Source organism: Streptomyces fodineus (assembly GCF_001735805.1).
Classification (GTDB): Bacteria; Actinomycetota; Actinomycetes; order Streptomycetales; family Streptomycetaceae; genus Streptomyces; species Streptomyces fodineus.
Genome location: NZ_CP017248.1, coordinates 6,507,019 through 6,531,674 on the forward strand (window position 1 = coordinate 6,507,019; position 24,656 = coordinate 6,531,674).

Consider the following 24,656-nt stretch of genomic DNA (forward strand, 5'->3'; position numbering starts at 1 on the left):
TCCGGCCATTCACCCGGAACGGCCCCTGCCGCACCGCCCCGCAGGCCACTAGATTCAATTCATGGCGGATGCGAAACGCGAGATCGAGCGCAAGTACGAGTCCGACGACAGCGGCCTGCCCGACCTGACCGGCGTCGGCGGAGTGGCGGCCGTCCTCGACAAGGGCCTGATGGAACTCGACGCCGTCTACTACGACACCCCCGACGAGCGCCTGGCCGACGCCGCCCTCACCCTGCGCCGCCGCACCGGAGGCTCGGACGCCGGCTGGCATCTGAAGTTCCCGGTCGCACCCGGCGTCCGCGACGAGATCCGCGCCCCGCTCTCCGACACCGTCCCCGAGGAGATCGCCGCCCTCGTCCGCTCCCGGGTCCGCGGCGCCGAGCTGGTCCCCCTGGTCCGGCTGCGCTCCGCCCGCGATGTACGCCACCTCGTCGACGCCGACGGCACCCTGCTGGCCGAGGCGAGCGTCGACACCGTCAGCGCCGAGCGCCTCGGCGGCCGAGGCGGGGCCACCCAGTGGACCGAGATCGAGGTGGAACTGGCCGACGACGGCGACCCCGCCTTCCTGGACCGGGTGGAGAAAAGGCTGCGCAAGGCGGGCGTGCGCCCCTCGAAGTCGCCGTCGAAACTCGCCCGGGCCCTGGAGCAGACCTCGGGGCACCGCCGCGAGAAGGCCGAGCCCGCGCCGCCCGTGACGGCCGGTGACCATGTGCTCGCCTATCTGCGCGTCCAGCGGGACGTACTGGTCGAGCTCGACCCCGCCGTCCGCCGCGACGTGCCCGACTCCGTGCACCGTATGCGGGTCGCCACCCGCCGCGCCCGCAGCACCCTGCGCAGCTTCCGCTCCGTCCTCGACCGCACCGTCACCGACCCCATCGGGGCCGAGCTGAAGTGGCTCGCGGGCGAGCTGGGCGTGGGCCGCGACCAGGAGGTGATGGCCGACCGGCTGACCGCCGCCCTCGACGGCGTCCCGCCCGCCCTGGTCACCGGCCCCGTCCGGGAACGCCTCGCGGCCTGGGCCGAGGCCCGGCACGGCGGCGCCCAGTCCCATCTGACCGGGGTGCTGGACTCCCACCGCTATCTGACCCTGCTCGACACCCTCGACACGCTCCTCGCCGAGCCGCCGCTGCGGAAGGCCGCCGCCAAACAGCCGGAGAAAGTGCTGACCAAGGCCCTGGACAAGGACATGGCGACGCTGTCCGCCCTGGTCGAGCAGGCGCTCGGCGCCCCGCCCGGCGAGGACCGCGACGTCGCCGTGCACGAGGCTCGCAAGAAGGCCAAGCGCACCCGGTACGCGGCCGAGGCGGCCACCGCGGCCCTCGGAAAGCCGGCCCGCTCCCTGACCAAGGCCATGAAGTCCCTGACCACCCTCCTCGGCGAGCACCAGGACAGCGTCATGACCCGGCTGACCCTGCGCGAGCTGTCCGCGGTGGCGCACGCGGCAGGGGAGAGCGCGTTCACATACGGGGTGCTCTACGGGCGGGAGGAGGCCCGGGCGACGCAAGCGGAGGCGGACCTGCCCGGCCTGTGGAAGGAGATCAGGTCCGGGGCGAGCGTCTGAGCGTTCGGGGGAGCCTCTCGGCCGGGTTACGCTTGATGGTCACCCCTGTCAGCTCATGAAGGTTCGCGAGATGCCTGTCGAGTCGGTTTTCCCGCAGCTCGAAGCTCTGCTTCCCCACGTGCAGAAGCCGATCCAGTACGTCGGCGGAGAGCTCAACTCCACCGTCAAGAACTGGGACGAGTGCGACGTCCGCTGGGCACTCATGTACCCGGACGCGTACGAGGTCGGCCTGCCCAACCAAGGCGTCCAGATCCTCTACGAGGTCCTCAACGAGCGGGAGCGCGTCCTCGCCGAGCGCACCTACAGCGTGTGGCCGGACCTCGAGGCGCTGATGCGCGAACACGGCGTCCCGCAGTTCACGGTCGACAGCCACCGGCCGGTCCGCGCCTTCGACGTGTTCGGGCTGAGCTTCTCCACGGAGCTGGGCTACACCAACATGCTGACGGCCCTGGACCTGGCAGGCATCCCCCTGGAGTCCAGGGACCGCACGATCGACGACCCGATCGTCCTGGCCGGCGGCCATGCCGCCTTCAACCCGGAGCCGGTCGCCGACTTCATCGACGCGGCGGTCATCGGCGACGGCGAGCAGGCTGTGCTGGACATGACCCGGATCATCCGCGAGTGGAAGGCCGAGGGCCGCCCCGGCGGGCGCGAGGAGGTCCTGTTCCGTCTCGCGAAGACGGGCGGGGTGTACATCCCCGCGTTCTACGACGTCGAATACCTCCCCGACGGCCGTATCGCCCGCGTGGTCCCGAACAAGAGCGGTGTCCCCTGGCGTGTGTCGAAGCACACGGTCATGGACCTGGACGAGTGGCCGTACCCCAAGCAGCCGCTGGTCCCCCTGGCCGAGACGGTCCACGAGCGCATGTCGGTGGAGATCTTCCGCGGCTGCACGCGCGGCTGCCGCTTCTGCCAGGCCGGCATGATCACCCGCCCGGTGCGCGAGCGCTCGATCACGGGCATCGGCGAGATGGTCGACAAGGGCCTCAAGGCCACGGGCTTCGAGGAGGTGGGCCTCCTCTCCCTCTCCTCCGCCGACCACTCGGAGATCGGCGACATCGCCAAGGGCCTGGCGGACCGGTACGAGGACGACAAGATCGGCCTGTCCCTCCCCTCCACCCGAGTGGACGCCTTCAACATCGACCTGGCGAACGAGCTGACACGCAACGGCCGCCGCTCGGGCCTGACCTTCGCCCCGGAGGGCGGCTCGGAGCGCATCCGCAAGGTCATCAACAAGATGGTCTCGGAGGACGACCTGATCCGTACGGTCGCCACGGCCTACGGCAACGGCTGGCGCCAGGTGAAGCTGTACTTCATGTGCGGCCTGCCGACGGAGACCGACGACGACGTCCTCCAGATCGCCGACATGGCGACCCACGTCATCCAGAAGGGCCGCGAGGTCTCGGGCTCCAACGACATCCGCTGCACGGTCTCGATCGGCGGCTTCGTCCCCAAGCCCCACACCCCCTTCCAGTGGGCCCCGCAGCTCTCGGCGGAGGAGACGGACGCCCGCCTGGCCAAGCTCCGCGACAAGATCCGCGGCGACAAGAAGTACGGCCGCTCGATCGGCTTCCGCTACCACGACGGCAAGCCGGGCATAGTCGAAGGCCTCCTGTCGCGGGGCGACCGCCGCATCGGCGCCGTCATCCGCGCGGTCTACGACGACGGCGGCCGCTTCGACGGCTGGCGCGAGCACTTCTCCTACGACCGCTGGATGAGCTGCGCCGACAAGGCCCTCGCCCCCTACGGCGTCGACGTCGACTGGTACACCACGCGCGAGCGCACCTACGAGGAGGTCCTCCCCTGGGACCACCTCGACTCCGGCCTGGACAAGGACTGGCTCTGGGAGGACTGGCAGGACGCCCTCGACGAAACAGAGGTCGAGGACTGCCGCTGGACCCCGTGCTTCGACTGCGGGGTGTGCCCCCAGATGGACACGACCATCCAAATCGGCCCGACCGGCAAGAAGTTGCTGCCGCTGACGGTCAAGAACACGGGTCCGACGCCGGCTTCGAGCGGTCACTCGCACTGAGGTGAGCGGGGCACTCGATCCGGTGATGGAGGCGCTGGCGGGGTGAGCGAGGAGGAGGTGGCGGCTGCGCTGGCTGCGGTCGGCGCTTCGGTCCCTCGCCTGTCGGCGTCGCCGACGCCCTCTCGGACGCCGCCGCCGAGCCCTGGACGTTCCCCACACATCGTCTCTGAGGTGGAGTGGGTCTGAGGTCTGGTCCAGGCTTGTGCGGGGCTGTGTGGCCCCTGAGCCCCCTTTCCTGACTGGGGAGGGGGCTCGTTGGTATGCGGCGGCGTGTGGGTCCGTGGGTTGGTGCTGTCAAGCCGTCTAAACACAGGCTGAGTTACAACTTGCTCTACCTCGTCAAGTGCCCGCGCAAAGCGCGGGCTGGCCCCTGGGGCCCGGCCCCCACACGCCTTCGGCGCACGGGCCGGCCCCCTGGGGCCGCAGCGAACTACGGCCTCATGAGTCGAGCACCGCATAGCGCGGCCAGAGTCAAGGCGATGCCTCCGGCGGGGGATCGGCCGGCACCGGGATGGAGGGGGCGCCGTTGCCGACCGCGGGTCCGTCGGGCGGATGCCAGGGGCTGAGGTGGGTAGTGGATGAGGCTGGCGGTGAAGGCGCAGCTCGAAGGACGGGAGTACGGGCCCGCAGTGGTTGCTTAGTGGGGCTCGCTCACGCCAAGGTCGAAGCGCATGGCCTCCCGCATGGATTGCAGGGGGGCCACAGCTCTTTCAGCAGACGTTTGACCTGCTCGATGGTGTCGTCTTCCCGGGGGTCGCCGCAATCAATGCGTCGCAGCACCCCATAGAGAACACCGATCTTGTCGTTCACGCTACGTGCCTCGGCAAGGACGCTGTCCGTGACCACCATCTGCGCTTCGTCGTACTGCGTGTGATGGGCGTTGATCGCAGTGGCGGCCCTCTGGCGGATCTCGTCTGTCAAGGTGTTGGTCGCCATGGCCTGGACGTAGTCGGCCAGCGCGTAACGGCAACTGCGTGCTCGGCTATTGATCGCGATGTAGCAGTCGCGAAGGTTTTCATGGCGCTGCCGCTCGTGTTCCAAGCGCAGCGCCCGTTGGGCCGCGCGTTGGGCCAGGTAGCCCGACGTCACGGTTCCGCCGACACCGGCGATACCGACCAGCAAAGTGGCTAGGGCTGCGTCCACGGCACCAGTACAACAAGCCAGGCCTGTCTTCACGCCCGAGGCATGTGCAAACTCGATGGTTCACCACACAGTGTGCGTAGTGCGTGCCATGGCTCCGGCGGGAGTGGCAGCCCAAGGCTACGACCCCGGCACAAAGGCACGCATGCCCTCCACGTGCCCGATCCAGTAGTTCCGGACGGGGAACAACGGGGAGCCACAGCGACCGCACAGGTCAGCATCTCGGCACGTCAGCCCCCATCAAGTTACGCGATCTTCAACCTCGTGCTTCGCGAGCCGGTGACTGATCTCCGCAGCTTGACACGAGGCTGGGACCGGCTGCCCGCCTGAGCCGGCGGCGCCGGTTCTGCCTACCCTCGATATAGGGGGTGACCAACCCGGAAAAGGACCGCCATGGACCTCCAGCTCAAGGACAAGGTCGCCGTCGTCACCGGAGCGAGCAAGGGCATCGGCCTCGCCATCGCCGATGCGTTCGCCCGTGAAAGCGCACACGTCACCGTCGGCAGCCGGAGCATTACTCCCGAGCTCAAAGGGCTCCACGAGAAGTACGGCGTCACCGCAGTCCCGGTCGACTTGTCCACCGCAGACGGACCGGGCGCACTCGTCCGACACGCGGTGGACCAGTACGGCAGGGTCGACGTCCTGGTCAACAGTTTGGGTACCGCGACGCCCCGTCCGAGCTTCCTGGACATCGACGACGCCGAGTGGCAACGAATCTTCGAGATGACCCTGTTCAGCGCGGTCCGGGCCAGCCGCGCTGCGCTTCCTCACCTGCTGGTCGTGGACGGGGGTTCCATCATCAACATCAGCTCCATCAACGCGCGTCTACCCTTTCCCATGGTCGTGGACTACTCCGCGGCCAAGGCCGGGCTGAGCAGCCTGACCAAGTCGCTGTCCGAGGAGTTCGCACCGCGAGGCGTCCGGGTCAACGCGATCGCCCCGGGGCCGGTTCGCACTCCCTTCTGGACCGCGCCGGGCGGCTTCGCCGATGCCACGGCAGCCCAGGCCGGCACCACCGCGCAGGAAGCCATCGATGCAGTCGTGCCGCAGAGCATGGGCATCTCCACAGGACGAGTCACCGAAGCTCACGAAGTCGCCGATCTGGCTCTCTTCCTCGCCTCCCCGCTCGCCGGCAACATCACAGGAGCCGAGTTCACCATCGATGGCGGCCAGGTCAAGACATTGTGATCTCTTGCCCCTGCCTGCACAGCCGGTTGCTGAGCACCGGGCGGTAGGGATCGAAAGATGGCGCCGCGAACTGGTCCTACAGGTATTCGAGCAGACGCGGCGACTGCCGAGGAGGCGTCAATACCCGGCATCCAGAAGGCCGCGCTCGGCACGCACATCCGACGGACGTACTACAGCGACCAGGGGCGGCCCGTGGAGACGGCGGGCATCGTGGTGCCCGCCGCCCACTGCGAGATCGTGTACGAGATCCGGATCAATCGCTAGGGTTTGTCCCCCTTTTGACACCTCTTGCCGTCGGAGAGACGCTGGAGGGCAGGGGCTGAAAGGTGACGAGCCACGTAGGAGCCTTCCCATGAACGGTCGACGCGTACGCCTGGCGGCGCTGGTCCCCCTGGTGGTGTCGTCGTTGACAGCGGGGGCGGTGGAACTTGCCACCTCGCCAGCTGCGGCGGCGTCGCCCACCTGTGGTGTCTCGCGGGCCGACGGTCGGGCGAACCTGGAGGTCATCGGCGAGGACTTCGAGCCGAACAAGGCCGTTTTCATCGAGTCCGCGCACGGGGCCCAGGGCACCGAGCGGACGGACGCCGGCGGAAACTTCTCCGCGACGATCACTCATGCCCGCGGCACCATCACTGCCCGGCAGGTCGGCGGCCCCGAGGTCAGGTGCGGCACGGCCGAGCAAGGGGGACGCCAGAGCGCCCAGGAGCAGTACGCGGCAGGCTACAAGGCGGGTTACGCGGCCATGAAGAGCGACTGCGACGTGCGGCCGCTGCAGAGCGTCACGGTCAACGCGAACTTCCGGGAAGGGTTCAGGGACGGCGCGGCCGCGGCGGAGAAGAAGTTCTGCGGGGACTAGAGCGGGTCTCAGCCACTGCTCACAGCGCGACTTCTGACATCCGCGGCTGACATCAACGAAGCCGGACGACGGCATACAGCAGCACCCCTTAGAGACCGTCAGCCGACGGCGGCACCCGGGGCGGGCGTAGATCGAACTCCTAGAGCGGTGATCGCTCGACCCGCCGCTCGAAACGAGCGCAGGCCACCAGTGCGCTGCCGTATTCGGTGAAGTAGATCAGGAAGGTCCATTTCTGATCGGCAGAATCGATCAGCCCTCCGCGCACCAGCCGGCCATGCTCGCGGAGGAGCTGCACCATTCGTTCCAGCCCAAGAGGTTCGACTCCGTGCAGCCGCATGCGCCGAAGTCGGCGTGCAAAGACCCCGGCATGCTGCTTCGCGGGATGAATGGCCGTCACCGACCAATCCGGCTAGAACTACGGATCAGAAGGTCGCGCCAGGTAGAGACGGTCTGGCCCCGTGCCAGGCCGTCTCAGTTTCCGTCTCATTCAGCTACGTTCACCGCCGTACAGACGGGTCCATCGCCAGCGACCAGCCCGGCCCTCGTTCGCCCATGAACGCAGGTGCACGGCCACGGCCGCGTCCCTTCCCCCTACCAACAGACTCGGAAAGCGTGCACCTGTCCGGCATGCAGTGAAGATACGGCGCGGGCAACGGTCACGCACCGTGTCCACTGGCCACGACGCCAGCGGTATCTGCGTCTCGTCTGCCGATCCATCATCTGTCGTCTGCCTGTGGGAGGTTGGTGGCTTATTTGAACTTTGGCTAGGCGCGGGTGACGCTGACGCCGCCAACCAGGCCCCAGGCGTCGATCCGGACCGTCGGGCCACCCGGCTCACTCGGGCCATCGTCCTTCACTCCGCCCAGGCGCAGCCCGTGGACCTCCACCCGGACATCGCGGCGGACCTTGAGGCTGACGCCGCCGATCAGGCTCAACTTGGTGATGCGCAGCTCGGTGCCGTCCGGGATGTCGATGTCCGTCAGATCGACGTCGGCACCACCGATGAGGGAAGTGGTGACGGTCCTCTCGTGGAGGGTGGCTCCTGCCAGGCGATGACCGCCGATCAGGCTCACCTTGATGTCGGTCTTCCGTGGGTTCTCCCCGTTGCTCTTCGCCATGGGAAGTACCGTACGGACGTCGGCCCGCGAGCCCCAGTGGTCTGCATCCGGTATTGCATACGACAGGTGTCATGCCGGAGCCGACACCGAACCTGAGTGGAACGCAGCGGGCGTTTCTGGCCGAAGCGGCAGCAACCGACCCCTCCAGCAGCATGGGCCTGGGTTTCGGGGAACGGTCACATCGCGAAAGTGGCCCGAGCAGCTCCCGCGTTCCCTCAAGAGTCGGTGGGTACCCACTGACGCACACCGTGGTCGTTCGTGCCGTACCAGTAGTGGGGCAGGCCCTTGATGCTGCTGGTGCGGAACGGGTGGCCGTGGTCGTCGATGCGGACCGTGCCGGTGCGGCCCTGGGATGACCAGTCCAGTTCCAGGTACCAGTTGCAGTCGTAGGCCTCGGTCGTCGCGGTGACCTGCAGCACTTCCGGGTCCTCGGCGGAGACGCGGTAGGGGAACTGCACCGCGGGGACGGGCTTTCCGCTGTCGTTGCCGGGGCGCGCGTGGGCGATCGGGCGGTCGACGTCCAGGTTCACGGAGAAGTTGCGGGGCGGTAGATCACTGCCGCAGCCCTGGCCCATGGCGTACGCGTTGCCGGTGACCGGGGTGCCGCGGCTGACGATACGTACCCGGAGGGCCGCGAGGACCACGGCCGTGGACGACTTCCCCTGCACCGAGATCTGCACCATCGTCTGCCGCCCAGGTACCGCCTGCTGCGTCGCTGCCCACACTCCGGCGTCCTGCTCTACCGGCGGCGGGGGCACCTGGGCCGGCTCCTTCCCGATGACGTAGTCGTGCCCGCAACCGCCGTCCCAGATCTGCGAGTCGGCGGTCCACGCAAGCGGCACACCAGTTGACACGGGGGCGTCGCTCTTCGTCTCTGCCGACGATCCGCCCTTCGACTCGGGGCTCCCTGAAGCCCGTACTCCCGTGGAGGGCGAGGCCGAAGAACGGCTGCGGGAGGGGCCGGCCGCAGCGGCCGAGGGGTGGTGTGAGGTATCGGTTCCTGTCGTACGGGACTGACCGGGGGCCTTGGCGGAGTTGTCGTGAGACCGGTCGGCCGACAGCGCCGACATACTGCCCAGCGTCACCAGCAGTACGGTCGCCGTGGCCGTGCCGACGACGGTACGGCGACGGCGGTACCAGGGCCGTCCAGTTGAGCGGACCGCATCGCACTGGGCCGTCGACTCGCGACTGCCCGGTTCAGGAACATCGGGAGCAGCCAGTGCGGCGTCGGGGGCGCCGGCATCGAGTCGCGGTGGTGAACCGCTCGTGCCGCCCCCGTCACCACCGATGCCGTCGGCACCGCCACCCACACTGCGCGTGCTGCCACCCGCACGCCCCGCCGTCCGGCTGTCCGGACCCGAAGCCCGCTCGTCCCCTGTCGGCTTCAGTGCCCCTTCGGTCTTTGTCGGATCCGCTGCCTCCTCACCCGCCCTCGGCCGCTGTCGTGCCGTCACCGCGAGCAGCCACAGGCGGTGCAGATCGAGGCGTTCCTCCGGTGTTGCTCCGCAGAAGGCAGCCAACCGCTCCACCGGGGCGTAGTCCTGCGGGACCGTCTCGCCCGCGCAGTAGCGGTGCAGCGTGGAGGTGTTCATGCCGAGACGGCGGGCCAGGGAGCCGTAGCTCCGGTCCGTGCGGTCCTTCAGCCGGCGCAGCAGCGCCGCGAACTGCTCGACGTCGTCCTCGGTCGACACCGCTCCCCCAACCTCCCACGTGTCCCCGTATCTCAGGCGGTCCATATACCTGCACGTCAGATGGGCTGGGATGGTTCCACCCTCGCCGGGCGGGCGTCAGGCGTTGCGCGGAGCCGTCGTGACGGCTGATGCTCTTGGTGTCGCACCGACCAGGACCGGACCGACCAGTCGGCGGCGGGCGACAAATGACACTCATCCACTCATCCACGGGGGACACCCATGCCTCAGCGCACCCGAGCAGGCCCGCTCCTCGCACTCGCCGTCACGGGCTCGCCCTCGGCACGACGCTCGCCGCACTGGCAAACGTCGCGGCCAAGGCGTCGGCTTCCTCACGGCGGCCCATCTCCCGTCGTATCCAAGCTCGTCCTGAACGGTCGGCAAGGTCACCGCCTGCGTACCGGAGGCGGTGGAACGGGACCGCTGTCTGCGCATGGCGTTGGGCGGCGACGGCCCGGACCTGGTACCGGGAGCTCCGTACCGAACTCGACAGGAGCACCGTCCGTCAGGTCAGCGTGCAGTTGTCCAGGACGGCTGTGGCGAAGGGGCGCTTCTCGCGGCTGAGCAACGACATCAAGTCCTGTGCGCACGCATCGAGAAGGCCGGTCCGGACACCGAGGCCACGCTGAAGGACTACGGCATGCTGCCTGTCGAGGACAGCGGGCACGGCTACGGCCTGCACACGGTGACCTCCTGGGGCGTCTTTGGCACCCCTCTGGCGACTTCCGGCATGCGCCGGTGAAGGCCTTCAAGAAGACGGCCGTCACGGGCCGTGGACAAGCTCCGCTGACCGCATGACCGAGGCCGCCCTCCGCCACGGGGGTGCGGAGGGCGGCCAATCGACCGCTGACAGGGTCATTCGGCGCGATTCAGCAGGACTTGGTGTCGTCGATCGCCCCCCGAGCCGCGGCAGGGAGGAGGGGAATGGGTCCGCGCAGCAGCAGATGTTCATGACTCCGGGGCAGCGCTCGCCGACCCGAAAAGGCGATAGCCACACGACGGCCCCGGCACGAAGACACCGGGCCGTGAGCAACCACATATGGACCAGAAAAGGAAGATGCACATGAACAGGAAGTCCCCCGCACACCGCCGTCCGGGCCGCCGCGCGGCCGTCGCCGCCGGCCTCGTCCTGGCTGTCGGACTCGGTGTGTCGACACAGGTGTCGGCACAGGCATCCGTCCATGCCCCCGCAAAGTCGTCCGCCGCCGCATCGCAGTCGGTCAGCGGCACGAGCGGCCAAGTGGTGACCCGGGTCGCCGACTTCTACGGCGCGTACATCGACGCGATCGGAGACTACACGGACCCGGACGCCACGCTGGAAACGGTGCTCCGCAAGCACTACCTGACGCCCGACTTCGCCAAGCGACTGGCGGCCTGGGAGAAGAAGAACGGGGCGGACGGTGTCCTGCGTGCCCAAAACGTCCCGCGGAAGTGGACGGTGACCGACAACGGCGCCGCGGGTAACGGCCATGAGGTCATCGTCACCCTGACCTTCGGCAGCGGGGAGACGGCGCAGAAGATCAAGCTTTTCGTGCTGGTGGAGCGGTACAACCACATCGTCGACATCGGCACCACGAGCAACCGCTGACAGCGGAGCCGCTCCGCCCGGTCTGTCATGGTCAACCTCACGACGAACGAGACCATACCCATCCGGCAAGTAACCTACTGGTATGTAAGGGACAAAAAATTCACATCAAACGCCTTCACCATCCTTGCCGGCGTGGGCGGCATCCTGGCGATCAAGGGCTCGCTTCGCTCGCCGTTGCTCCCGGCCCCCTGAACTGCAAGCAGTCCGATCACAGATCGGAGGTGCCGCGCACAGCGCGGCGGCGCCGACCACAAGGGGTCGAAGACCAGGCCGGAGTAAGAGTGAGACGGCCCAGCCGAGGTCAGAACACATCGCGGCTGGGGCGGTCGGCTCCACGGCTTTAGGCAGCCACTTTGGCGCGAGCCTCGAAGATCATGGCCCCAACGTCGTGCTTTACCGGGCAGGTCCACAGACTGCCCGACGCGCCGGAAGCTTACGGGGCCATGATCACTCGCGCCAAAGCAGCTCCAGCCCAAAGCCGCTCCACCGACCCACGGGCGGGCACGCGCCGCGTCCGTGCCGCCCCCGGAAGCCGCGCAGCCCATCCCCGGTGACTGTCGTCAGCACGCCTGAGGCGTCGATCCGGCGGACCCGGTGGTTGGCGTGATCGGCGACGAAGACGGTCCCTTGCCCCACGGCCCCGCCCGAGGTGAAGGCCCACCGAGCTTCCTTTGCCGACCCCTCGTCTCCGGGCAACCCGGCCGTGCCGTCGCCCGCAACAGATCCTCACCGGAACGTCTGCATACCGGCTGGGCCACCCCGGCGGGATCGGTGCGCCGCACACTCCACCCGCACGGGGAGGCGCCGGGCAACTCCATGGGAATCAACGGCTCGGAACCTCCGCGCCTGACTTTCCTACGCTCCCGTGCGCTGCGAATCCACTCGAACAAGCGATGCCGAATCGATCCGGCATTCCAAACGGGGGAATGACGGCATACCGCCACGGCAGCAGAGGCTATGTATGTACGCGGCTGGCGGATTCCGTGCAGGGCGCCTGCCTGCACGACGCTCCGGCCTGAGCCGCCCCGGCGTCCAGCGTTTCCATCCCGGGCAGTCTCGGACACCTGGAGGACCCGAAGATGAGCACTGATGTGGAGTCCGCTAAGAAGGCTTACAAACGGGGAGAGGAACGGGGACGCGCCGATGCACTGGCCGGTCACCCGTATGCCGAGCACGCCAAGGCCCAGAAACTGAACCTCGTGGTGTGGCAGGAGGGCGGAGTCGAGGACGCTCCCGGCGGCTTCGGTACCACCATCAACGTCTGTGTTCGTACGCCGAACTGGACCGAGACTGTTGACGCCGGCGAACAGGAACACGTCTTCATCGCCCCCACCGGATTCCGGTGGAACGGCACTGTCGGCGCCCAGTACAAGCGCATCAACGAGACCACCGGCGGAGATTTGCCGCGCGTCCGGCCCGGGCTCAGCAAGGACAAGCGCACGTTGACCTGCACCTACCACGTGCACCTGAACACCGACGACGCGGACAAGGACGTGCTCGTCTACACCTGCGGTCTCGAAGCCGTCGACGGGGCCGAGGCCGGCCGTCACACCGACGGCATCGCCCAGATCGGCAGCGCGCCCAAGGCCAAGCTCAAGGCCGAGGTCATCACGGACGAGGACTGAGAGAGCAGGAGTCACACACCATGACCACCGTCGTCACGTCCGGCGTCTTCCCGTCCACCACCCTGGACCCCTCCAAGGTCACCGGAGCGGGGACCGCGGACATCAGATGGGGCACCAGCGACAGCCGGAGCGGATACCAGTTCCGCGGCTCCGCCGCCGACGTCCAGCTCGACGGCACCGAGTTCGTCGTCGGCACATTCGTGCACCGCAACTTCCCCGTGTACGTCGAGCCTGACGAGTTCGACGTCAATCTCACCGCCAGCGTCGTGTTCGAGGACGGCAGCACGACCGACCTGCACTTCACGTTCCATCACAACGAGACACCCAACGACACGGGCAGCAGTCCCGCCGACGACGACCTGGTCGACCTCCAGAGCTTCGTCCACCCCCGGCCCGTCACGATCGCCGGAAAGCAGTACAAAGCGATACTGAGCGGGTTCAGGCGCAACGGCCGTATCTTCCGGCAGTTCCGCAGCCCCGAGGGCGCGGTCAACTTCGCCGAGGTGCTGTGCGTGTTCTCCTCCGACGAGCCCGACGTGATCATCTCCGACCTGCACTACCTGGGGACCGGCCCGAGCCAGCCCGACGAGTACGTGGAGATCCGCAACAAGGGCGGCGCACCGCAGGATCTGACGGGCTGGGTCGTGGAGTGCAAGACCACCGGGCGCTCCTTCTCCTTCCCTTCCGGGACGGTCATCCAGCCCGGCGGACGCTACCGCGTCTACACCAACGAGACCCATCCGGAGTTCGGTGGATTCTCCTTCGGCTCCGCTCAGCAGGTCTGGCGTGACGAGGGCGGCATCGCCCGCCTGCGCCGCGGCGACTTCGTCGTGGACCAGTTCCCGTACCGCGACAAGGGCTTCAACAAGACCGACACGCCGTAGCAGAGCCGTGCCGGTCCCCGGTTTCCGGCGAGTCCGAATCAGGGCCCGCCGGGCAGGTGATCGACCCGATGGAGGAACATGCCTCTCATGTGACGGTCTCCCGCGTCGCGCTTTCGTCCGGTCAACGAATTCTTGCTTGCAGTTCCATGGGCGCGAATTCGTCCATCGACCCACATTGCGCGAAAGGATCCGAATCGAGTGGCGTTCGGGCGATGAGAGCCTCCGGCTCAAACCCAGGATGACTCGGATCGGATCTGCCCATACTTCAGTGGAGGACCCACCTCGCATTGGAGTTCTTCGATCGAGCGGTGTTCCCGCCGCTCGCACAGGAGGTACACCGCATGGCAGTCGCATTCAAAGTAATCAAGTTCAACGTGCCACAGACTTCGTGTTCGGAAGCGTTCGAAACGAAGGAGCCGGTCGAGTTCAGGCACAAGATTCGCCTGGACGAAAAGGACAACCGTGTCGTGGATGTGGCGCTCCGATCGTTCAAGTTCGAGGTTCTGTACAACGGAGCCGTGGAAGACTTCGAGATCGGCGGCCAGGAGGTCAACCTGCGCTTCGAGGGAAACGGCCACGACTCGGGGCAGGTCGTGCTCAAGGCCAATCTGCGGCCAAGGAAGGGGCTGGCAACAGCCGACCCCGCCTGGCAGTTCAAGGGACAGGTCGAAGCGCTGGTCATCGCGGAGCTGGAACCCCTCAAGTGACCCCGCACGACAGCCCTCACACGTCTGACTCGGCGGGGCTGTCGTAGAGCGTCGCCACCCCGACGCGGCGCCCTCGTCAGCTCGACGAGGGCGCCAGCCTCGCGTCCCCAGGGCCTGCCCATTGTGGCGGGGCCGATTTCAGAGCCGGCGGCCATGGCCGAGTCGCGCGGGCGCGGTGAAGCTGCAATAGCTCGGCGATTGACTGGCACGAAGATGCGCACACCCTGGCAATGGGGCGAACGCGGCGTTGCCCGGCTGAAGTCGTTTCGGGGGTCACGGACGCGCCTATGGCCTAGGTCTCCTTCGTCTCGGGCAAGCCAGCACGGATGTCTCACCACGGCGGCACGCACCCAGAGAACTGCACCATAAGCGCACCAGATCGAGCGGGGAACAGCGGGGACCACGGCGAAGCCGGCCAGGTCCGACGGTGCCGCCAAACCGCCGTTTGCCCAGTTCATCGCTCAGCTCGGCCGCGAATGATCGCAGCTTCCCAAGCTGGTGGTCCTGCCCGTCAGCCATCATGTGCTTGCTGCACACCGGTGCAGGCGATCAGTCCGCTGCCGTCCTCGGTGAGAAACAGCATGAACGCCCAAGAGCCATCGGCGGCCCGGATCTGCCCCAGACGCACCGGGTGCTGATGCCGGCCGAGGCGTTCTACGGTGCGCTCGAGGTTCATAGTCTCGATGCCCTTCCGGCGGGTGTGCCGCAGCCGACGCCCATAGATGTGAGAGAGCGACTCAGGGGACGTAGCCCCGTCCCGGACAACATGAGAACCGCCGTGGCGGAGTGCAGCCAGCGCGGCCACGGACGCGCCGTCCTTGCCCGCCAGTAGTCGTTCGAGCAGTGCACGCTCCATGCCGTCACCCCCGCCAGGATCCTGCTGTACAGCAGCGGCGTACAGCAACTCCAGCAACCGACCATGACCGACAGCCACCGCCCTGCACTCCGCCCAGCAAGGCACCAACAGACTTGGAAAGCGTGTTGGTCGCCGTGGAGGCTTGGGCCCGCGACAGCCCCGCCGTGGGCGAGTTGAACCTACGCTGGGGCGCCCAGACCGACGCACGGCCCTTACGGACCGACGGTGACGGCCCCGACGATGACGCCGTAGCCGCATACGTCGCCAAGTACGTCACCAAAGGCGCGAGCGACACAGGCGCCGGCACTGACCACCCGCTCTCCACTTGGGTCGACATCGAGTCGGCACCCGTGAGCGAACACACCCGAACCCGACATACCCGACGCAATCACCGAACGGGACTGGCGCTACATCGGCTCCGGCCACACCCCCGGCGCAGCACTCATCGCGGCCGGCGTTACCGAAGATCTCGCCGACTCTCGACGGCTCGGCCTGGAAAGGAAGCAAGAGGGGGAGTGGTGCCGATGACCGCTCCGACCGAACGTGAACATCGGGAATCTCGGCGGGTTTTCCTGTTTCACGGTGATCGGCGGGGCGGGCGGCCCTGCTGGCCTGTCCGGGCTCGGGCAGCAGGGGCCGCAGGTAGGCGAAGGCGGCGGTGCTCAGGCGGGCCGGATCGAGCAGTCCCAGCACCCGGCCCGGAGAGTCTTCTCGCTGGGCACACGGTAGTCACCCGTGATCAGGTCGTATGGAAGCTGGAAGGCGGCGAGTTCGGCGTTGGTGGCGCGCTCACGTGATCACGAATTCAGACGTCCAACCTGAACGGCGGTGCCCTGGCGCGGCTTCCACCACGCCGCGCGCGATGCTCTGCACTTCCGTGTACCGGGCTTGCGCCAGGGATCGAGAATTGGCCATGGGAACCTTACGGGACTCTAAGGATGAACGATTCGGCCCGTTTGCTGTACGGCTTCAGGCTCTGATCAGTAGTTCCGCGGCTGGCCCGATTTACCGTCACTCACTCGATTGAAACCGAAGGCGATCACGAACTGCCCGCATATTCGCCGCGTGGACGTGGGTACTACCTGCCTTACCGTTCAACGCGCCTTACTGGTGCATAAGCTGAAAGGCCTGTGATGCGACGCACCCTTGCCGCTCTTCTGCCCGCCATCGCCCTGACGGCGACCCTCGCCCCGTCGGCACAGGCGGCTCCCACCCCGGTGAACTCCCCCTACACGCAAGCCTCCGCCGTCGTGCACTCGAACGGGGAGTTGGCGGAGGCCAAAAACGTAGTGTCGAGCTGGAGGGTGAGGGCAGGGGAGTACTGCGTAAAGGTCGATGCGGGAATTGACGTCGCAAAGGCCACCGTCTTGGCAACGCCGAACTGGGCAGGCGGCGTTACGTACCGAAAGCCTCCCCATGCGCTTTGCGGTAACGACGCGCAGAGCATTGCGCTATACACCTTCAACGCGAGGGGCGATATCGCCGACGTCGCCGGTTTCACCGTCGCTATTCTCTAGGGACTGCACCTGCTCACAGGGGCAACCGTCTCAGTAGGAGAAGGCACGCATGATGCCGGGAAAGCCCTGACTTACGGTCGGGGCTTTCTCGCTTCGCTAGAATACGCAGTAGGCTGCACCTGCATATCGTCCGGCGGATCGCCCTGTTTCAGGTCCGGCTTAGGGCCGAAAAGGTCCGCCACGTTCCCGCCGAGGATCGCGCCCGCGGTATCCGTGCGCATGGTCTTCCAGCGCTCGACCTCGTCAGGGGGGACCCCGGGAATCCGCTCCCGCAGAGCCTCATCCGGCACCCCGATTGCCCAAGAGCGCCACGTGCGCGACGTGACCTCCGACGAGGACGCTTCCCGCATCCGCATCGGCACCGCACCACGGGCCATGGCCGGCCTGCGCAACCTCGCCACCGGCACCCTCCGCCTGGACGGATGGACCAACATTGCCGCAGCCATCCGGCATCACGGCCGCGACCTCAGCAGCCCTTTCGCGGCCCTGGGCATCGGCTAACAGAATCACTTCATCGGGACACCCTAGGCATCACGGAGCAACCGGACCGATCACGAGAACGACGCCACCCTGCGACTGACACGAAGAGCCGCTTCCCCGTACACCTCGGGAAGGCGGCTCTTTACGTGCGTCGGTTCGGCCTTGTCAGAAGGCTTCCGCGAAGTCGTCCTCTCGTATCACGAGCCGCTTGCGTACGTCCTTCGGGATCAGTAGGCGGAGGAAGACCTGGACCTCGTGTCGGGCGAGCGGCACCGGTAGTTCCCACCTAGGGTTGAACAAAGAGGATCAAACGAAGTGGATCTCCGCTACAGGTAGCGACGTCGCGACAAAGGAGGCACTCATGGCCGGAAAAGCCAGCATCGTGCTGGCCCACGGCTTGTGGGCCGATGGCTCGTGCTTCGCAAAGCTCATCCCCGCACTCCAGGCCGAGGGTCGCGAGGTCTTCGCGTCGCAGCATGGGCTTGACTCGCTCGCAGGCGACGTCGACTGCGTAACCCGCGCGATCAACCACGTGCCCGGCCCGGTCGTGCTCGTGGGCCACTCCTACGGCGGCACGCTGATCACCAAGGCGGGCGTGCACGACCGGGTGGGCGCCCTGGTGTACATCTGCGCGCTTGCCCCGGACGACGACGAGACCTCGCAGCAGCACCTGGCCGCGTTTCCCAGCTCGCCGGTTTTCGACCACCTTGAGGTCACCGACAACCGTATCTACCTCAAGGAGTCGGGCATCGGCGACTTCTGCGGCGACCTGCCGCTGGAGGAACAAAAGCTCGTGCTGGCGACCGCTAACCCACCGATCGCGGACCTCTTCGACCAGCAGGTACCCGGCAATGCCTGGCGAGCGAAGCCGAGCTGGTACATCGTGGGCACCCAGGACCGCACGGTGAACCCGGACCGGGAGCGCGCTTCCGCCGAACGGATGAAGGCCACGACCGTCAGCCTCGACAGCAGCCACGTCCCGATGCTCTCCCAGCCCAACGCTGTCCTCGAGGTCATCCGCAACGCTGCGAAGACCCTGGAGTAGGGCCGAGACCGCGGGGCACGCCGTGCCGCCGCGACGGCGTCGAGGTCGCTGCGGGCACGGCGTGCCCGTCGCGTGCCCCGATCGGGCGGGAACTTCCGGGGACTCACGGCCGGAGCGACGCGCTACCGCAGGTCAGCAGACTGCCAGCTCAGCAGAGTGCCACAACCGGACTCTTTGAATTCCAGGGCAAGGCCGCCAGATGCGATCATCGGCCGCAGGAGGTACCGGCCGACATCCGCGAAGCGTTCCTCAAACTCGCCTGCTGTCTCATCACCCACCGACAGCTCGGCTCATTGTGTTAGCCGTTTAAGCGAGGGCCCCGATCACGAGGACGGCAAAGTCATCTCCGAAGACGGCGCAGCGCCTACCTCGACGGCTGGACCGACATCACCGATTCTTGGCGGATCGGATCGCCGGCTGCCCGAACAGCAGACGCCTTCGCCTGGATGGCTTCGCCCACCGGGTCGAGTTGACCGCCGGCGCAAGGCGGTCAGCCGCTGGCCCGGCTGAGTGTCCGACTGCAGCACTATGCGGTGGTCGTCAGCCGGCCGCCTTGGCGATGATGCGTTCCATCTCCTCTCGGCCGAAGGCCCGCAGAGTCGTGGAACGGACGTTGCCCACCCCACCGAGCTGCAGGATTGCTGCGGTGGCAGTTTCGTCGTCAGGCGCCTCGACGATGGCCACGAGGTCGTATGGACCGACGGTCCAGTAGATACTCAGGAGCTTCGCCCCGAGCTTCTGTACCGCTGAACCGAAGGTCTCGGCGCGCTTCGCGGTGTCCTTGTAGTTTCGGACCCCTTGATCGGTCCAGCTCAGCAAGGTGACGTACGTCGGCATGTTCTTTCACCTTCACGAGAAGACACATCCTGAGGTCAAGCCTGGACAGCTGGGCTGGAACGTGCACGAGGTACGCACCCGAACGAGCAACGGGAGCAACCGCAGGCATCGAGCGGCAGGCTGACATTTACGCCTGACATCGACGACGCCGGATGAAGCCGTGCATGAGCATCTCTGTGCGGCCGTCGTGCCAGTCGACGACAACAGTCGGAGTCGTCGGCGTCGCAGAAGTCGTCGAAGAGTGTGTGGAAGACATGGTCCTGGTCTTCGAAGAGCAATTGTCAAATCTTGTGGCTGGGCAGTGTCTGGTGGAGAGGTAGCTGCCGCTCGGCGATGAGAGTCGGCAGCTCGCGCATGTCGTAGAAGACGACGGTGTCGCGGCCTTCGAGGCGTTCGGCCGGGGTGAGTCCTCCTGCGTAGCCGAAGGCCCGCATGCCGGCGGCGCGGGCAGCGTGGACGCCGGGCTGGCTGTCCTCGACGACCACGCACGCTTCGGGATCGACGCCCATCTGCTGGGCAGCGTGCAGGAACAGGTCGGGCGCGGGCTTGCCGCGGGAGACTTCGGTGGAACTGTAGATGCGGCCTGCGAAGCGTTCGTAGAGCCCGGTGCGGTCCAGGGTGTGCCGCATCTTGTCGTGGGAGCCGCTGGAGGCGACGCATGTCGGCAGAGTGAGCGCGTCGAGTGCTTCCGGCAAGCCGTCCACCGGGGCAAGCCCTGCGTCCACGGCCTCCCGGTGGAGGTGCTCGAACCTCTCCGACCAGATCGCGGCCGTGTCCGGGCCGAGTTGAGCGGCGACCTGCTCGTGGATGGCGGCGTGCGAGCGCCCGATGAACCGGTCCACGACCTCGTCCTCGGTCAGCGGCCAACCCAGCTCGGCTCCGAGGGCGACCTGGACACGAGCGGCGATGCGCTCGCTGTCGACCAGCACGCCGTCGCAGTCGAATATGACGAGTTCAATGGGCTTGATCATCCCCGCAGCCTAGGCTCTGCTGTTCACGCTGCGGCGACCTCCTCGCGCTCGACCAGGACGCCGTTCTTGAACTTGGCGCCGGAGCGAACCAGGGCGACGAGGGAGGCCGGCGAACTGTTCGGCCTGCCGCTGTGACTGCCGGCGGCGCCGTCGGAACGTCGTACTCGGCGCGGTCGCGGTGCGTGGGCTCCTTCTCGGCAGCCGGCCGAGGTGACTCGCTCGGAGTAACCGAAGAGGGCCTTTGCGTGGGAAAAGCCAACTTGACCGGCTGTCCCGAACTTGCGTCCGTACTTCCGAACCCAGGGAGCCCGGGCCGCTGCACTTCGACGACCGCTGATCTACCGGGCCGCGCAGGAGAGTCTGCTGCTGTGCGAAGCTGTCTCCCGCGGCTGGATGCTCGATGAACCCGGCGTCATCCGCCGTACCGGTGCCGAGCAGCCGGCGTTCCCGCCCATGGACCGGGACGCGGCCGGGCGCGGTGCCCCGGACGAGGTTCTCCTGTCCGGGCTGGAGGCGCTGCGGGCCATCGGCCGGCACCGGTCCCCCGCACAGCGCTCCGCGAACCAGGAAGAGACCTCGTGAACGTCGTCTCCATCGTTACCCCAGTACACAGCGGTGCTGTCCGTTTCCTTCCGGACGCCTACGCCTCTCTGCTCTGCCAGGACCTTCCCGCCGGATGGTCATGGGAGTGGTGCGTACAGGAAGACGGCAGCGACGTCCGCGCGCAGTCGTACCTGCCGGCCGACGATCCACGGATCCGGATTTCGTCGTCCCGCGCCGGCGGCCCGCACGTGGCCCGCACCATGGCATTCGCGCGCTCCAGGGGTGCCTACCTGAAGACGCTGGACTCCGACGACCAGCTCACACCCGGCACTCTCGCGCGTGACATCGCCGTGCTGGAGGAACACGCCTCGGTCGGCTGGACCACGTCGCGGGTCGTCGATCTCCTCGAGGACGGCAGCACCGTCTCCTTCGAATTCAGCGACCCGCAACCGGGCCGGCTCCCCAAGGGAAGCGCGTTCGCCTTCTGGACCGAGCACCGCCGTCCGCAGGTCCACCCCGCCACGCTGTGCGTGAGGCGCTCCCTGCTGGCACTGCTGGGCGGCTGGATGGCACTGCCCGCCTCGGGCGACACCGGCCTCCTCCTCGGTCTGGACGCCCTGGCGGACGGATGGTTCATCGGCGACACCGGACTTGCCTACCGCAAGCACGACGGCCAGATCACCGCCCACCCTCACCATCGGAGCGGAGAGGAATGGGAGGCCCGGATGTCCCTGATCCGTGAACACGCGGAGGCAATCCGAGCGTGGGCTGACACGCACGGAAGGTGAGCTGAGGTCACATATAGTCGATTAGGTATGAAAAGTCATCAAGAGGTGATTAAATCGCGCAAATAATTCTTATTAGGATGGACTCGATCGGATGTAGATCGCTGCAGGTCCACATCCGATCACATGCAGCCCAGCGGGTACCCCAGCGGTGAGCGGAGGCGAGCGTCGGCCGTGGTGAATACCAGAGGCGGAGATGCGGACAACACCGGACCGTCCATGCCCCGCCCTCCCCAATCGCTGCACCAGCCGCGGAGCCTGCGGACCATACAGGCGAAACGGCCCCTGGAACGGCACCGCATGCGGATGCGGCTGCTCGACGCCGTGCACGAGGACCGGCGCGATGTCGAAGTGCTGCTGACCGGGCTCCAGCAGGCCGTGGCCGAGGTGCACGGCCTGGGGGGCATGGTGCATCTCCCGGGCGGCGGTATGAGCGGCGTCCTCTACCTGGTCGCCGACAGCGGCCTGCCGGAGTCGATGACCCGGCCCTGGCTGATCATCCCGGCACGGGGCGCGGCGCCGCCGAGCAGGGCCGCCCGCAATGACACCGTCAGCTGGCGGCCCGACCTGGCCCCGCCCGACCCGGTGCCCGGCCGGGACCCCGCCGCCCTGTGGCCTGCCCGACTGCCCGCCGGGATCGGTCATCTGGCCGTGCCCATTCCGGGTGGTGGCCGGCGACGCGGCGCGCTCTCCGTCCTCTTCGCCCCGGGTACCGAGCCCGGCCCGGCGGAGCGCGGGTTCCTGAACGACGTGGCGGCCTGGATGTCCGGCCGGCTCAGGTCGTCCGGGATCCTCAATCCGTCCCCCACCCTGCTGCGCGCCCTGGAGGACGGGCCGGGACCGCGGCAGACCGCCCCGTGGGACGAGGAGGGGGCGCCCTCCATCGGGTACACCTGGGACCTGCGCACCGGCGAGCTGACCGCCGACCAGCCCGTCCAGGAGGTGCTGCCCGGCATCGATCCGGAGGTGATGACCGGCGGCATCGAGGCGTGGGCGGCGCTGATCCACCCGGACGACCTGCCGGCGGCGGTAGCCGGCTTCGACACGGGCATCCAGCTGCGCGGCGGCTTCCAGAACGAGTACCGGATCCGGCGCCAGGACGGCACATACCTCTGGATCGAGGCCCGTGCCCGGACGATCACGGACGAAGAGGGGGCGCCGGCGAAGGTGATCGGCACCCTCCGGGACAGCAGCGAGACGCACGCCGCCGCCGAGTCGGTGGGGCGGGCGCTGCGGCACATGAGCGACGGCTTCGTCTCCCTGGACACGGAGTGGCGCATCGGATTTCTCAACCAGGCCGCCGAGCGGCTCCTCGGCGCCGCGGGAGACGTGGCCGGAGCCCTGCTGTGGAACATTCCCGCGGTACGAGCCGTGCCGGGGCTGGAAGAACGGTGCCGGGCCACGGCGGCCGAGGGACGGCCGGCCGGATTCGACGTACCGGGGCCGGACGGGACGTCCTGGTACCACCTGCGGCTGCTGCCGGTGCCGGAAGGCCTCACGCTCTACATCACCGACACCACCGAGCGGCATCTGCGGGAGGCCGAACGGGCCGCCGCGGAGCGGGCGTCGGCGGAGCGAGCGGCCCTGGTGCAGCGGATCACGCGGGAGCTGGCCGAGGCTGTCACGGCCCAGGACGTGATGGCGGCGGTGGCCGACGGCGTGATGACACCTCTCGGAGCCACCGGACTCATCATGTTCGGCGTGGTCGGCGACCGGCTCACCGTGGTCGGCTCCCGGGGATACGGGGAGCGCTTCACCCGGCTGCTGGACGGGCGCTGGGCGGTGCTGGACACCACGAACCCGGTGGGAGACGCCCTGCGCACCCGCACCCCGCTCTGCATCTCCTCCCCGGAGGAGTTCTTGAAGAGCTACCCGGGGACCGAGACCCTGGTCCACGAGAGCGGCAAGCAGGCGTGGGCCTTTCTGCCGCTGGCGGTGTCGGGGCGCGAGATCGGCGCGGCGGTGATCTCCTTCGGCCGGCCACGGGCACTGGACGATGACGAACGAACGCTGCTGACCGCGCTCAGCGGACTGATCGCGCAGGCCCTGGAGCGGGCCGGGCTCTACGACGAGGCGACGACCCGGGCCCGTACCCTCCAGCGCAGCCTGCTGCCGCAGGCACTGCCCCAGCTGCCCGAGGTGACGACGGCGGCGCGCTACCAGCCGGCCAAACAGGGAGCCGACGTCGGCGGCGACTGGTACGACGTGATCCCCCTGTCCGCGGCCCGGGTGGCGCTCGTGATCGGCGACGTCATGGGCCACGGCATGGCCGAGGCCGCCACCATGGGCGGGCTCCGCACAGCCGTCCGTACCCTGTCGGAGCTGGAGCTGCCGCCCGACGAAATCCTCGGCCACCTCAACGACATCGTCGGCGAGCTGGGCACCGATGCCTTCGCGACCTGCCTGTACGGCATCTACGACCCGGTGAGCCGGCGTCTGTCGTACGCCAGCGCCGGTCAGCCGCCCCCGGCGGTGGCCCACCCCGACGGCCCCGTGACCTTCCTGCCCATGACCCCGGACCCGCCGCTGGGGGTGGCCGCGCCGCCGTTCGAAACCCGCGAGACCCGTCTGCCCGCCGACAGCCTGCTCGCCCTCTACAGCGACGGCCTGGTCGAGAGCAAGGACAGGGACGTCACCACCGGCATGAACCGCCTCGCCGAGCTCCTGTCCCAGTCCGTGAACGCCATGCCGGCCTCACCGGCGGACGCGTCCGACCTGGACGCTCTCTGCGCCACCCTCACCTCCGCCCTCCTGCCCGCCCACGGCGCGCTGATAGACGACGCCGCCCTGCTGCTGGCCCGCACCCACCCGCTGGACGCGGAGAACGTCGCCGAGTGGCCGTTGCCGGAGGACCCGATGGCGGCGGGCCAGGCGCGCGACCTGGTCCGCGCCCAGCTCACCGACTGGGGCCTGGCCCACGAGGACCTGATCATGACCACCGAACTTCTGGTCAGCGAGCTGGTCGGGAACGTCATCCGGCACGCCTGCGGCCCCATCCGGCTGCGCATGCTCCGCAGCCGCGCACTGATCTGCGAGGTCTCCGACGCCAGCCTGACCACGCCGCACATCCGCCACACCTCCGTCACCGACGAGGGCGGCCGCGGCCTGCAGCTCATCTCCGCACTCTGCCAGCGCTGGGGCACCCGCCACACCCGAAACGGCAAGGCCATCTGGACCGAACAGCTCCTCCCCACGGCCTCGGCCCGGCCTTCACGTTGAGGCTGCCCGGCCGCCC

Annotated in this window: 21 protein-coding genes and 3 pseudogenes; 16 read left to right on the top strand and 8 right to left on the bottom strand. The window is 68.0% G+C overall.

The genetic code is table 11. The features are described 5' to 3' along the window. Positions 1 to 61: 61 nt before the first annotated feature. On the top strand, positions 62 to 1,561 hold the full coding sequence (locus BFF78_RS27865; protein ID WP_069780911.1) for a CYTH and CHAD domain-containing protein: 1,500 nt from the start codon (positions 62 to 64) through the stop codon (positions 1,559 to 1,561). A 70-nt stretch (positions 1,562 to 1,631) separates the two neighbouring features. Continuing rightward, positions 1,632 to 3,593, top strand: a complete 1,962-nt coding sequence (locus tag BFF78_RS27870) for a TIGR03960 family B12-binding radical SAM protein (RefSeq protein ID WP_069780912.1) — start codon at positions 1,632 to 1,634, stop codon at positions 3,591 to 3,593. Positions 3,594 to 4,244: 651 nt separating this feature from the next. Here BFF78_RS27870 and BFF78_RS27875 read toward each other — a convergent pair. Further along, positions 4,245 to 4,736: a hypothetical protein gene (locus BFF78_RS27875; protein WP_069780913.1), complete on the bottom strand. Its 492-nt coding sequence runs from the start codon at positions 4,734 to 4,736 to the stop codon at positions 4,245 to 4,247. Positions 4,737 to 5,126: 390 nt separating this feature from the next. Between BFF78_RS27875 and BFF78_RS27880 the strand changes: the two genes are divergently transcribed. From BFF78_RS27880 to BFF78_RS27890, 3 genes and pseudogenes are all read left to right on the top strand, one after another. Continuing rightward, positions 5,127 to 5,921, top strand: a complete 795-nt coding sequence (locus BFF78_RS27880; RefSeq protein ID WP_069780914.1) for an SDR family NAD(P)-dependent oxidoreductase — start codon at positions 5,127 to 5,129, stop codon at positions 5,919 to 5,921. A gap of 99 nt (positions 5,922 to 6,020) precedes the next feature. Next, a pseudogene (locus BFF78_RS27885) lies at positions 6,021 to 6,185 on the top strand (GntR family transcriptional regulator); the annotation flags it as partial. A gap of 88 nt (positions 6,186 to 6,273) precedes the next feature. After that, positions 6,274 to 6,777, top strand: coding sequence for a hypothetical protein (locus BFF78_RS27890; RefSeq protein ID WP_069780916.1), 504 nt, complete (start codon positions 6,274 to 6,276; stop codon positions 6,775 to 6,777). A 139-nt stretch (positions 6,778 to 6,916) separates the two neighbouring features. Here the strand turns inward: BFF78_RS27890 and BFF78_RS46390 are convergent, their stop codons facing one another. The 3 genes from BFF78_RS46390 to BFF78_RS27900 form a co-directional block, all read right to left on the bottom strand. Then, a complete protein-coding gene (locus BFF78_RS46390; protein ID WP_159033073.1) occupies positions 6,917 to 7,075 on the bottom strand; it encodes a hypothetical protein in 159 nt (52 codons plus the stop codon). Positions 7,076 to 7,541: 466 nt separating this feature from the next. Further along, positions 7,542 to 7,895, bottom strand: a complete 354-nt coding sequence (locus tag BFF78_RS27895) for a hypothetical protein (protein WP_069780917.1) — start codon at positions 7,893 to 7,895, stop codon at positions 7,542 to 7,544. Positions 7,896 to 8,110: 215 nt separating this feature from the next. Further along, positions 8,111 to 9,631: a helix-turn-helix domain-containing protein gene (locus BFF78_RS27900; RefSeq protein ID WP_069780918.1), complete on the bottom strand. Its 1,521-nt coding sequence runs from the start codon at positions 9,629 to 9,631 to the stop codon at positions 8,111 to 8,113. Positions 9,632 to 10,646: 1,015 nt separating this feature from the next. Between BFF78_RS27900 and BFF78_RS27905 the strand changes: the two genes are divergently transcribed. From BFF78_RS27905 to BFF78_RS27925, 4 genes are all read left to right on the top strand, one after another. Next, positions 10,647 to 11,171: a hypothetical protein gene (locus BFF78_RS27905; RefSeq protein ID WP_069780919.1), complete on the top strand. Its 525-nt coding sequence runs from the start codon at positions 10,647 to 10,649 to the stop codon at positions 11,169 to 11,171. 1,079 nt (positions 11,172 to 12,250) lie between these two features. Continuing rightward, on the top strand, positions 12,251 to 12,796 hold the full coding sequence (locus BFF78_RS27915; protein WP_069780921.1) for a hypothetical protein: 546 nt from the start codon (positions 12,251 to 12,253) through the stop codon (positions 12,794 to 12,796). Positions 12,797 to 12,816: 20 nt separating this feature from the next. Then, a complete protein-coding gene (locus tag BFF78_RS27920; RefSeq protein ID WP_069780922.1) occupies positions 12,817 to 13,680 on the top strand; it encodes a lamin tail domain-containing protein in 864 nt (287 codons plus the stop codon). Between the two features lie 341 nt (positions 13,681 to 14,021). Beyond that, the gene (locus BFF78_RS27925) at positions 14,022 to 14,387 is read left to right on the top strand and encodes a hypothetical protein (RefSeq protein WP_159033074.1); all 366 of its coding nucleotides are present in this window, start codon (positions 14,022 to 14,024) and stop codon (positions 14,385 to 14,387) included. 511 nt (positions 14,388 to 14,898) lie between these two features. Here BFF78_RS27925 and BFF78_RS27930 read toward each other — a convergent pair. Then, on the bottom strand, positions 14,899 to 15,243 hold the full coding sequence (locus BFF78_RS27930) for a hypothetical protein (RefSeq protein WP_069783854.1): 345 nt from the start codon (positions 15,241 to 15,243) through the stop codon (positions 14,899 to 14,901). Here BFF78_RS27930 and BFF78_RS49790 point away from each other — a divergent pair. After that, a pseudogene (locus BFF78_RS49790) lies at positions 15,231 to 15,668 on the top strand (replication initiator); the annotation flags it as partial. The gene BFF78_RS27930 and the pseudogene BFF78_RS49790 sit on opposite strands and share 13 nt — an antisense overlap. 193 nt (positions 15,669 to 15,861) lie before the next feature. Here the strand turns inward: BFF78_RS49790 and BFF78_RS48445 are convergent. After that, positions 15,862 to 16,031, bottom strand: a pseudogene (locus tag BFF78_RS48445) (ISAs1 family transposase); the annotation flags it as partial. A 345-nt stretch (positions 16,032 to 16,376) separates the two neighbouring features. On the opposite strand from BFF78_RS48445, the gene BFF78_RS27935 reads away from it, so the two are divergent. From BFF78_RS27935 to BFF78_RS27950, 3 genes are all read left to right on the top strand, one after another. Further along, positions 16,377 to 16,760, top strand: coding sequence for a hypothetical protein (locus BFF78_RS27935; protein ID WP_159033075.1), 384 nt, complete (start codon positions 16,377 to 16,379; stop codon positions 16,758 to 16,760). Between the two features lie 312 nt (positions 16,761 to 17,072). Continuing rightward, entirely contained in the window at positions 17,073 to 17,261 is a 189-nt protein-coding gene (locus BFF78_RS27945) for a hypothetical protein (RefSeq protein ID WP_069780926.1), read from the top strand. A 340-nt stretch (positions 17,262 to 17,601) separates the two neighbouring features. Further along, positions 17,602 to 18,285 carry an alpha/beta fold hydrolase gene (locus BFF78_RS27950; RefSeq protein ID WP_069780927.1) on the top strand — a complete coding sequence of 228 codons (684 nt, stop codon included), beginning with the start codon at positions 17,602 to 17,604 and terminating at the stop codon, positions 18,283 to 18,285. A gap of 540 nt (positions 18,286 to 18,825) precedes the next feature. Here BFF78_RS27950 and BFF78_RS27955 read toward each other — a convergent pair. Continuing rightward, a complete protein-coding gene (locus BFF78_RS27955; RefSeq protein WP_069780928.1) occupies positions 18,826 to 19,122 on the bottom strand; it encodes a GYD domain-containing protein in 297 nt (98 codons plus the stop codon). Between the two features lie 281 nt (positions 19,123 to 19,403). Continuing rightward, entirely contained in the window at positions 19,404 to 20,093 is a 690-nt protein-coding gene (locus tag BFF78_RS27960; protein ID WP_069780929.1) for an HAD family hydrolase, read from the bottom strand. Between the two features lie 393 nt (positions 20,094 to 20,486). Between BFF78_RS27960 and BFF78_RS27965 the strand changes: the two genes are divergently transcribed. From BFF78_RS27965 to BFF78_RS27975, 3 genes are all read left to right on the top strand, one after another. Next, complete coding sequence (locus BFF78_RS27965) at positions 20,487 to 20,675, top strand: hypothetical protein (RefSeq protein ID WP_069780930.1); 189 nt, start codon at positions 20,487 to 20,489, stop codon at positions 20,673 to 20,675. Beyond that, positions 20,672 to 21,424: a glycosyltransferase family 2 protein gene (locus tag BFF78_RS27970; RefSeq protein WP_069780931.1), complete on the top strand. Its 753-nt coding sequence runs from the start codon at positions 20,672 to 20,674 to the stop codon at positions 21,422 to 21,424. The genes BFF78_RS27965 and BFF78_RS27970 overlap by 4 nt, the downstream gene beginning before the upstream one ends. Positions 21,425 to 21,721: 297 nt before the next feature. Beyond that, entirely contained in the window at positions 21,722 to 24,640 is a 2,919-nt protein-coding gene (locus BFF78_RS27975; protein ID WP_227025946.1) for a SpoIIE family protein phosphatase, read from the top strand. Positions 24,641 to 24,656 lie beyond the last annotated feature (16 nt).

What these genes read in the sequence shown, in the direction of transcription:
- BFF78_RS27880 (WP_069780914.1), top strand. Translation starts at nt 5,127, where the DNA reads ATGGACCTCCAGCTCAAGGACAAGGTCGCCGTCGTCACCGGAGCGAGC.
- BFF78_RS46390 (WP_159033073.1), bottom strand. Translation starts at nt 7,075, where the DNA reads ATGGTGCAGCTCCTCCGCGAGCATGGCCGGCTGGTGCGCGGAGGGCTG.
- BFF78_RS27930 (WP_069783854.1), bottom strand. Translation starts at nt 15,243, where the DNA reads ATGGAGCGTGCACTGCTCGAACGACTACTGGCGGGCAAGGACGGCGCG.
- BFF78_RS27870 (WP_069780912.1), top strand. Translation starts at nt 1,632, where the DNA reads ATGCCTGTCGAGTCGGTTTTCCCGCAGCTCGAAGCTCTGCTTCCCCAC.
- BFF78_RS27865 (WP_069780911.1), top strand. Translation starts at nt 62, where the DNA reads ATGGCGGATGCGAAACGCGAGATCGAGCGCAAGTACGAGTCCGACGAC.
- BFF78_RS27950 (WP_069780927.1), top strand. Translation starts at nt 17,602, where the DNA reads ATGGCCGGAAAAGCCAGCATCGTGCTGGCCCACGGCTTGTGGGCCGAT.
- BFF78_RS27900 (WP_069780918.1), bottom strand. Translation starts at nt 9,631, where the DNA reads ATGGACCGCCTGAGATACGGGGACACGTGGGAGGTTGGGGGAGCGGTG.
- BFF78_RS27935 (WP_159033075.1), top strand. Translation starts at nt 16,377, where the DNA reads ATGCGACGCACCCTTGCCGCTCTTCTGCCCGCCATCGCCCTGACGGCG.
- BFF78_RS27895 (WP_069780917.1), bottom strand. Translation starts at nt 7,895, where the DNA reads ATGGCGAAGAGCAACGGGGAGAACCCACGGAAGACCGACATCAAGGTG.
- BFF78_RS27925 (WP_159033074.1), top strand. Translation starts at nt 14,022, where the DNA reads ATGGCAGTCGCATTCAAAGTAATCAAGTTCAACGTGCCACAGACTTCG.
- BFF78_RS27905 (WP_069780919.1), top strand. Translation starts at nt 10,647, where the DNA reads ATGAACAGGAAGTCCCCCGCACACCGCCGTCCGGGCCGCCGCGCGGCC.
- BFF78_RS27955 (WP_069780928.1), bottom strand. Translation starts at nt 19,122, where the DNA reads ATGCCGACGTACGTCACCTTGCTGAGCTGGACCGATCAAGGGGTCCGA.
- BFF78_RS27920 (WP_069780922.1), top strand. Translation starts at nt 12,817, where the DNA reads ATGACCACCGTCGTCACGTCCGGCGTCTTCCCGTCCACCACCCTGGAC.
- BFF78_RS27915 (WP_069780921.1), top strand. Translation starts at nt 12,251, where the DNA reads ATGAGCACTGATGTGGAGTCCGCTAAGAAGGCTTACAAACGGGGAGAG.
- BFF78_RS27890 (WP_069780916.1), top strand. Translation starts at nt 6,274, where the DNA reads ATGAACGGTCGACGCGTACGCCTGGCGGCGCTGGTCCCCCTGGTGGTG.
- BFF78_RS27960 (WP_069780929.1), bottom strand. Translation starts at nt 20,093, where the DNA reads ATGATCAAGCCCATTGAACTCGTCATATTCGACTGCGACGGCGTGCTG.
- BFF78_RS27965 (WP_069780930.1), top strand. Translation starts at nt 20,487, where the DNA reads ATGCTCGATGAACCCGGCGTCATCCGCCGTACCGGTGCCGAGCAGCCG.
- BFF78_RS27975 (WP_227025946.1), top strand. Translation starts at nt 21,722, where the DNA reads ATGCGGATGCGGCTGCTCGACGCCGTGCACGAGGACCGGCGCGATGTC.